Source organism: Methylomonas sp. BG-2, assembly GCF_057766305.1.
The window spans coordinates 18577-27745 of sequence record NZ_JBYMAP010000022.1; the positions used below are offsets into that span (position 1 = coordinate 18577).

Annotated in this window: 3 protein-coding genes and 1 pseudogene; 3 read left to right on the forward strand and 1 reads right to left on the reverse strand. The window is 57.5% G+C overall.

The window, feature by feature from the left end; genetic code table 11:
* Window positions 1–149: 149 nt before the first annotated feature.
* The 3 genes from AC3B8H_RS03610 to AC3B8H_RS03620 are packed head-to-tail and all read left to right on the forward strand — an operon-like array spanning window position 150 to window position 8378.
* Entirely contained in the window at window positions 150–5255 is a 5106-nt protein-coding gene (locus AC3B8H_RS03610; protein ID WP_488440256.1) for a trifunctional serine/threonine-protein kinase/ATP-binding protein/sensor histidine kinase, read from the forward strand.
* Between the two features lie 13 nt (window positions 5256–5268).
* Complete coding sequence (locus AC3B8H_RS03615) at window positions 5269–5970, forward strand: response regulator (protein ID WP_488440257.1); 702 nt, start codon at window positions 5269–5271, stop codon at window positions 5968–5970.
* A 20-nt stretch (window positions 5971–5990) separates the two neighbouring features.
* On the forward strand, window positions 5991–8378 hold the full coding sequence (locus tag AC3B8H_RS03620; protein WP_488440258.1) for a sensor domain-containing protein: 2388 nt from the start codon (window positions 5991–5993) through the stop codon (window positions 8376–8378).
* Window positions 8379–8474: 96 nt separating this feature from the next.
* Here AC3B8H_RS03620 and AC3B8H_RS03625 read toward each other — a convergent pair.
* Window positions 8475–9169 (reverse strand): annotated as a pseudogene (locus AC3B8H_RS03625) (hypothetical protein); the annotation flags it as partial.

The window sequence follows — 9169 nt, forward strand, 5'->3', positions numbered from 1 at the left end:
CATATCCTCTTGGTTAAAAATTCAGGACATTATAAGCTTCACGATTCGGTCTCGAAGCGCTTTATCCGCTTGACCGCTTTCGGTTCCGAATCGCGCCCCGCACGGCGGATTCGTCTACTCTAAGGGCATTTGGGCCGACCCTAGCAACCATGAACCTCCAGTCAAACCACCTTCCGCAACCGGACGCCTACGTCATCACCGAGAAACTCGGCGAAAGCTTACAAGCCTCGGTCTACAAGGGTTACCACAAACACGTGCCCGAGTATCCGTTGGTCATCAAATACCTGAAACTGCTGTCGAGTTGGGAAGACCAGTCCCGGCACTTGCGGCAAAAAATCGAACGCCTGAAAGTCCTGCACGATCCCCGCGTCAGCACGCCGCTGGCGTTGGAATCCGACGAAGGCGAACAATTCATCGTCCAACCTTGGTTCGCCGGCCAAACCTTGAGCGACTGGCTGGAAAACCAAGGATCGCCGCGTCTCGATAGTTTTTTCGCGCTGGCCTGTCCGCTCGCCGACATCCTGCAAACCGTTCACGATTGCGGCATCACTCACGGCGGCGTCAAGCCGCACAACATTTTGGTGCAAGCCGGTACGCTGAGTTTGCGGCTGACCGATTTCATCACGCCGCTGGATATCCGCGACGTCAGCCATTTCATTTACGATCCGCAATTCGTGCGCCATACGCTGGCCTACACCTCGCCCGAGCAGACCGGACGCATCAACTACCGGGTGGATTTTGCCACCGATTTGTATTCGCTGGGCATTGTGTTTTACGAATTGCTCAACGGCCGACCGCCGTTTGTCTCCGAAGACCCGCTGGAGCTGATCCATTCCCATCTGGCCGAGGAAGCCGAGCGCCTGCACGAACTCGACCCGCGCATACCGGAAACGCTGAGCGAGATCGTCGCCAAACTGACGGTCAAACAACCGGAAAAACGTTACCAAAGCGCCGCCGGGCTGCTGGCGGATCTGAGACGTTGCCAAAGCGAATACCTTCGAGACGGGGCGGTATCCAATTTCGCGATCGGCCGTCACGACCGCAGTCGCCGGGTGATATTTATTTCGAAAATGGTCGGCCGGCAAACCGAATCCGAAACCATTCAGCACGCCTACGACGAGGTAATGGCTGGCCGGTTTCGGTCGGTACTGATTTCCGGCCTGTCCGGCATCGGCAAGACCCGGCTGATTCAGGAGCTGCAAAAGCCCTTGGTGAAGAACCGCGGCTATTTCACCTCCGGCAAGTTCGACCAATACCAAAAAAACATACCCTACAGCTCGCTGATTCAGGCACTGCGCAACCTGATCCGCACCTTTCTGACCGAGAGCGATGCTCAGGTACAACATTGGCGGGCCAGGATTTTGGAAGCGGTCGAAAACCAAGGCGGCGTCATCGCCGAAGTGTTGCCGGAACTCAGCTTCATTATCGGACCGCAACCCGAGCCGGCGCCGTTGCCGCCGGTCGAGGCGCGCCAGCGCTTTAACAATCTGTTCGACCGATTTTTAACCTGCCTGGCCAGCGAGGACAATCCGCTGGTACTGTTCATCGATGACTTGCAATGGTGCGACAGCGCCACGTTTGATTTTTTGCAAAACCTGTTCGCCAACCATCGCGAGCACCCGTTTCTATTATTGCTCGGCGCTTACCGGCACAACGAAGTCGACACGGGCCATCCGCTCGCGAAATTAATTCGCCGGGTCGGCGAAGCCGAGGGTCCGCTAGTGGAAATTCGCCTCGGCGCGCTGAGCGAACGCGACTGCCACGAAATGGTGGCCTACATTCTGGACTCTTCGCTGGAAGCCACCGCCAATCTCGCCCAATTCATCACCGCGCTAACCGAGGGCAATCCGCTGTTCGTCAGCGAAAGCCTGGCTTGGCTGTACAACGAAGGCCTGCTCGGTACCGATGCCGATCGGCATTGGCTATGGGATATGCAACGTATCCGCGACACGCAGATGCCAGCCAACGTGGTCGAGTTGTTCAGTGCGAAGGTCCGCAAGCTGCCCGAGCCGACCTTGCGCATCCTGGATTATTGCGCTTGCCTGGGCAATCGTTTTAGCGCCGATGAAATCGCCACGGTATTGGAATTGCGCATCGAACCGCTGTTCGACGACCTGAAGCCGGTACTGAGCTTGGGGTTGTTGCTGGAAAACAAGTCCGATCTGCAATTCGTCCACGATCGGGTCCAAGAAGCGGTACTGCGCCAGGTCGAACCGGCCGCGCGCCGGGCCATACATTGGCGCATCGGCCGGCGCGTGCTCGGCGACACCCCGGTCGGCACCGAACTGGCGCACATGGATCATTTGTTCACGATCGCTGCTCATTTGAACCAGGGAAAACCCAATGCGCCCGACACCAGCACCCGCTATTGGTTGGCTGAAATCAATTTTCACGCCGGCAATAAAGCACTCGACTCGCTGGCCGGCGAAGCCGCCAACGAATTTTTCGAAATGGCCCACCGCTATCTACCGGGCGACTGTTGGACGCAAGCCTACGAATTGACCTTTCGCATCTATCAGCGCCTCGCCAAAACCGATTTGATGCGGGGCCGTTACGATAGCTCGGAAGCGTTGCTCAACCATTTGATAGAGCACGCGCTCAGCGATTTGGACAAGGCTGAAGCCCTTGCCGAACAGACCACGTCGCTGTCGTCGTTCGGCAACTTCCAAAAGGCAATCGCAACCGCCAACCGCGGCCTGGCCTATTTCGGCAAGTCGCTACCGGCCGACGCCGGCGAAGCCCGCCGGCAAATGGAAACGTTAATGGCCGACATCGAAGCGCAAGGCGACGTTTGGACCAAAATCGCGGCGATACCGTTTACCCGGGAGCGCCGCAATAAGATCGAATTGGCTTTCTACGCCGAGTTGATTCCGGATTTATATATGTGCGGACTGGTGCCGCAACTCTATTTATCGGCCGCGCTTTCCACCCAGCATTGTTTAGGCGGCGGCATGGACGAGTCGGTGATTTACTCGTTTTCGATCATGGGATTGAATCTGGGCGAGCAGGGCCGCTTCGAACAAGCCTTCCGCTACGAAGACCTGGCGCGCGAGCTGTGCGCCAAATATCCCAATACCTTCGGCGCCACCCGCGGCATGAACGGCATTGTCTGGTGCAACATGCACAGCCGTTCCCATCCGGCCGCCATCGTCGAGTACGCTCATCAAGCCATACAATGCGGCCGCAATTGCGGAGACTTGTACAACGCCGGCCTATCCTACGGTCCGTTGATGTGGAATTTGCAGGCCCAAGGAAAAAATCTGCGCTGGATAGAAGAAGCCGCCGACGAATGCCTGCAATTCTCCCGCAAGAATCAACTCGCATTCTCGGTCGGCTTGGCGGAAGCGGTTTTGGCGGGCTGGATCGCGCCGATGAAAGGCGGCACTCCGGTTGATATGACCGCCACCCTCGCGGACTGGAACACCCATCATTATGTCGCGGCCTCCGGCAGCTATTACGCGTTGCTCGGTTTCGCCCGTTATTTTCTAGGCGATTATTCCGGCGCGGCGCAAGCCTTGGACCAAGTGGAGCGCCACTTACACGGCTTGACCGACAACGTGTTAAAGCGCCTGTGGTATGTGTACCGATTGTTGAACCGTTTGCGGCAAAACGACGCGCCGCCCTGGCCCGAACTGGAAACCGAAATCGCGCCGGTGCTGGAACAGTTGGAAATCTGGGCCGGTTTGGGGCCGCTGTTGCAACCCTATCTGAGTTTCGCCAAGGCCGAAATTGCCCGGTTTCGCGGCTGTGTCCGCGAGGCACGCAATTGGTATCTGGACGCCGCCGCCGATTGCTTCCGCCAGCAGTACGGGCTATTGGCCGGCCATGTGTACGAAGCGCTGGCCGATTTGACGGCCGAGCACGACTTGGGCGACGCCGAACTCTATTACGGCGAGGCCCGCCGTCACTACCGGCTATGCCGGGCCGATCTCAAAAACCAACAGTTGCAGGAACGCCACCGTTACGTGCCCCCGGAAACCGGCGCCAGGGTTATCAAATCCGAATCTCCGCAGTCGAAACTGCCCAATCTGGATACCGGCTACTTAATGAAGTCCGCGTTGGCGCTGTCCGCCGAAATCGATTTACCGCTATTGATGCGCAAAATCATGGCCGTGGTACTGGAAAGCTCCGGCGCCCAGCACGGTTATCTGTTGATTCGCCGGCAGGACGAGTGGCTGGTCGCCGCCGAGCAACATGTCGGCAAAAAGCACGCGCCGAATCGCCAATACGCGCCGTTACACAAAGTGCGCGGCATCTGCCGAGCCGTGGTGAATTACGTGATCCGCACCCATGAAAAAATCGTATTGCGCGACGCCGGTGCCGAAGGTGAGTTTCAAACCGCGCCGGAAGTAATCTCGCTGGGCTTGCGCTCGGTGTTGTGTCTGCCGGTCGTCAAACAAAACGAACTCGGCGCGGTGCTGTATCTGGAGAACCGGCTGGCCGACGGCGTATTCACATCGGAAAAAATCGCGATGACCGAGTTGCTGACCGCGCAAGCCGCCATTTCGCTGGAGAATGCCCGCTTGGTCGAGCAAACCCGTCAAGCCTACCATCAATTGCAGGATAATCAGGACCACATGCTGCAAATGGAGAAACTGTCGGCACTCGGCACCTTGGTCGGCGGCGTCGCTCACGAAATCAATAATCCGTTGATGGGTGTGATGAACTTCGTCGAATACGTCGCGGAACGTTGCGAAGACCCCAAGTCCCGGGAAGTACTGGGGCAAGCTCTTCAACAAATTCAGCGGATCAAGGCCATCGTTTCCAATATGCTGATTTTCTTGCACAACCGCTCGGCGCAAACCGGCAGCTGTTCGTTTTCGGAGGTGTTGGCGCAAACCTTGATGCTGCTGGAAGGCGAACTGCGCAAACTCGCGATCGCGGTGCATTGCGAATTGCCGACGGATCTTCCGCAGATCGCTTGCACCGCCGAGACATTGCAACAAATCTTGGTGAATTTGTTGATCAATGCGCGCGACGCGCTCGCCGGCACGGCTCATCCGCGGATCGATATCCAAGCGCGTAGCGTGGAAAAGATGTTAGAGTTGACGATAACCGATAATGGCCCAGGTATCGCCGACGATGTGCAAATCCGAATGTTCGACCCCTTCTTTACGACCAAGCCGCCGGGCCAGGGCACCGGTCTGGGCTTGTCGGTGACGCGGCGGCTGCTTCAGGACATTGGTGGCGCTATTAACGTCGAGAGCCGCTCTGGTGAAGGCTGTTGCATGCGGTTAAAATTTCCTCACTTCTAACGCGGGACTAGCGATGGTGAACAATATTTTGGTGATAGACGACGACCCCGCCGTGCGGGGCGCCTTCAAATTAATTCTGGAAGACGAAGGCTACAACGTGCGCGAGGCCGAATGCGGCGAAGACGGTATCGCAATGGCGCAAAGCCTGCGTCCGGATTTAATCTTTCTGGACTTGCGGATGCCCGGCATCGATGGCGTGGAAACGCTACGACGCCTGAAGGCCATGGACAACAGTTTGAACGTCTATTTGGTGACCGCTTTCGCCACCGAATTCATGGATCAGCTCAAGGCCGCCCACGACGAAGGCCTGCAATTCGAATTGGCCAGCAAACCGCTGTCGGCCTCGCAAATCAAGAATATCGCCCAGGTGGTCCGGATCGCCAGGGATCACGAGGCCCGCCGCGCCAATCATCATAAATTGGTGCTGACGCTGTACGTGGTATCGCTGAATGCCGAAACCCGCCGTTTGGTCGAGCAGATCAGCGCGGTGCTGACCGGCATCTACGAGCCCGGCCACTGGGTGTTCGATGTCGTCGAAGTTCTGGGCATGCCGGAAAAAGCCCTGGAGCAGGAAGTTTTCGCGACGCCAATGCTGGTGCGCGATTTACCTAAACCGGTATTGAAGCTGCTCGGCGACTTGTCGCGAATGTCGTCGGTGATGGCCGCGATTACCACCCAGACCCAAAGTACCGGCGCGCAAACCGTCATCGTCTAAAGCCGCCCTTACCGGACCCCATGCCGCAAACCCTCAGCCAGCTCAATCTGATCCTGGACACCATCACCGACGGCGTATTGGTCGTCGATCCATTGGGCAAGGTCCTTTACGCCAATCAGGCAGCCGAGTCGTTGTTGGAACGCGGCGAACTGGCCGGCCAGATGCTGGCGATTCCGGTGGCCGACAGCCATTTACATTTTCAAGACATTAACCTGATTAGACCCAGCGGCCTGGCTTGGGCGGAAATGCGCTCAACGCCGCTGACCTGGGAAGGCAAACCCGCTTTCGTCATCGGCTTGCGCGATATTACCGCCCGCAAGCAGGCCGAGATTGCGCTGCAAGACAGCGAGTTGCTGTTCCATACCTTGGCCAAGGTCGCGCCGGTCGGCATTTTCCGCACCGATCGGACCGGTGCCTTCGACTATGTGAATACTCGCTGGTGCGAAATTTCCGGCCTGTCCTTCAGCCATTCCCACGGCGATGCCTGGATCGCCGGCCTGCACGAAGAGGACCGCGCCGAAGTCGCCGCCTCCTGGCGGGAGTGCGTCAGTCTGGCGGAACCGTTTTATCGGCAATTCCGCTTCCAGTTCAGCGACAGCGAGCCGCGTTGGGTGGTTTGCCGAGCCGAGCCGGAGCTTACCGATACCGGGGACTTGTGCGGCTATGTCGGAACCGTAACCGATATTTCCGAAATCAAGGCCAACGAAGACCGGCTCAGCCAAGCCGCCGCCGTGTTCGAAAGTACCCGGGAAGGCGTGATGATTACCAACGCCGACAAGCAGATTCAACTGGTCAACAAGGCCTTCAGCGATATCACCGGTTTTACACCGGACCAAGTGATCGGTAAGACTCCGAAAATCATCGCCTCCGGCCACCACAACGTCGATTTTTATCGCGACATGTGGGAGACGTTGGCCAACACCGACCATTGGCAAGGCGAAATCTGGAATCGCCGTAAGAATGGCGAAGTGTTTCCCGAGCTGTTGAGCATCAGCGCGGTGCGCGACGGTCAAGGCGAGGTCAGCAATTACGTGGGTGTGTTCGCGGATATTTCCAAACTGAAAGCCTCGGAAAAAGAGCTGGAATTTCTGGCTCACCACGATCCGCTAACGCAACTACCCAACCGAATGCTATTCCTGTCCAGGCTACGCCACAGCATCGACCAAACCCGCCGCCGGCGCGGCGTGATGGCGGTGTTGATGCTGGATCTGGACCGGTTCAAGGACGTCAACGACAGTTTCGGCCATCTGGCGGGCGACGATCTGTTGCAGTTGGTCGCGCAACGGCTCACCGCCCGTTTGCGCAACAGCGATACGATTTGCCGGCTGGGCGGCGACGAGTTCGTCGTCTTGCTGGAGGAAATTCCCCAGCCGGAAGCGGCGGCCCAGGTTGCCTCGCAAATCATCGCGGCGCTAAGCCAAATCTGGCACCTGAGCAGCGGCCACGAAGTCAGAATTGGTGTCAGTGTCGGCATCGCCCTGTTTCCGGAACACGGCCAGACCCCGGACGAACTGATTCAACAAGCCGATACGGCTTTGTATCAAGCCAAAAATGACGGTCGCAACTGTTTCAAATATTTCTCGGAAGATCTGACCCGCGCCGCCCGCGAACGGATGGATCTGGAAATCCGCCTGCGCCTAGCCATCGAGCGCCGGGAGTTACGCGTGTATTTTCAGCCGCAAATCGACGTGGCCAGCGGCGATTTGGTCGGCGCGGAGGCCCTGCTGCGTTGGGAAACCGACACCGGCGAAATCATCGCGCCATCGCGTTTCATACCTATCGCCGAGGAAACCGGATTAATCGTGCCTATCGGCAATTGGGTGCTGCAAGAGGTTTGCCGGCAAGGTCGGCGCTGGCTGAATCGAGGGCTGGCGCCAATAAAATTGGCGGTGAATTTATCGTCGCAACAATTTCTGCATAGCGACATCGGCGAAGCGATAGGCCATATTCTGCGGGAAACCGGATTTCCGCCGGAACATCTGGAGCTGGAGCTGACCGAGAGCGTGCTGATGAAACGGGAACGGGAAGCGATCGAGATCCTGCACCAATTACACCGACTCGGCTTGGGTCTTTCCATCGACGACTTCGGCACCGGCTATTCGTCGCTGGCCTATTTAAAGCTGTTTCCGCTGGACGTCATCAAGATCGATAAGAGTTTTATCGAGGACATCCCGGACCATGCCGACGATATGGAAATTACCGCAACCATCATCGCGATGGCCAAGAGTCTCAAAATGCGAGTCATCGCGGAAGGCGTCGAAACCGCCGAACAATTGAATTTTTTGCGGAGCCGAGAATGCGATCAATATCAGGGCTATTTGACCAGCCGACCGCTACCGGTCGCCGAATTCGAAAAATTCAGACGAGATTATCAACCTCGCCCAATCGAGCCTACCGGCACGGACTAAAACCAATACTCGCCGGCCAAACTCGCTTCGATCAAGCCGCGCCAACCGCCGCGAGATAATCAGCGGCGGTTGGCGCGGCCTACTTCAATTTACCGCTTAACCGCGTCGGCGCAGATAGCTTGCAAGTCCGGCGATGGCGCTGCCGAACATCCAGACCGCGCCGGGTACGGGTACCGGCGAAGTACCGCATTGCTCGTCGACGCTACTGACGCACACGTTTAACGAACCGGTGTTATCGCCGAAAATATCGTCGTTCAAACCGAATTGCACATAGGTCGCGCCCACCGGCAATTCGAAGCTGATGCCGTAGACGAATCCTTGGCTGTTATCAATTTTAACCACGCTGCCCAAGCTCAACAATTGCACGATATTGCCGCCGTCATCGGTCAACGCGCCGACCAGGGATTGCAAAAACAGGCCGTAGGGTGCCGGGTCGTCGGGATCCTGATTTTTTCCCCATTCGCCTTCGTAGTAATAGCTAGGCAACACTTGCCCGCTGGAGCCGAGTTCGTCATCCTTGAATACACTGCCCACATGACCATTATTGTTGACGTTCGGCACATCGCCGAATGCATTGGTCAGGCCGTCAAGGTAAGTGATGAAAATCGCATCACCCGCGCCGATACCGATGTCGGCCAGTTTCAACCGGGCCGGCGGCGTGTAGTCCGGAATCGCATCGCTCCCGTCCGCGCCCAGGCCATACGTGTAATCGCCGTTCAAGCCGCCGATTTCCCAAACCCAAGGACCGGCGGTACCGGCGACGTTGACGATTTGGTAAGCCGCATCGGCGG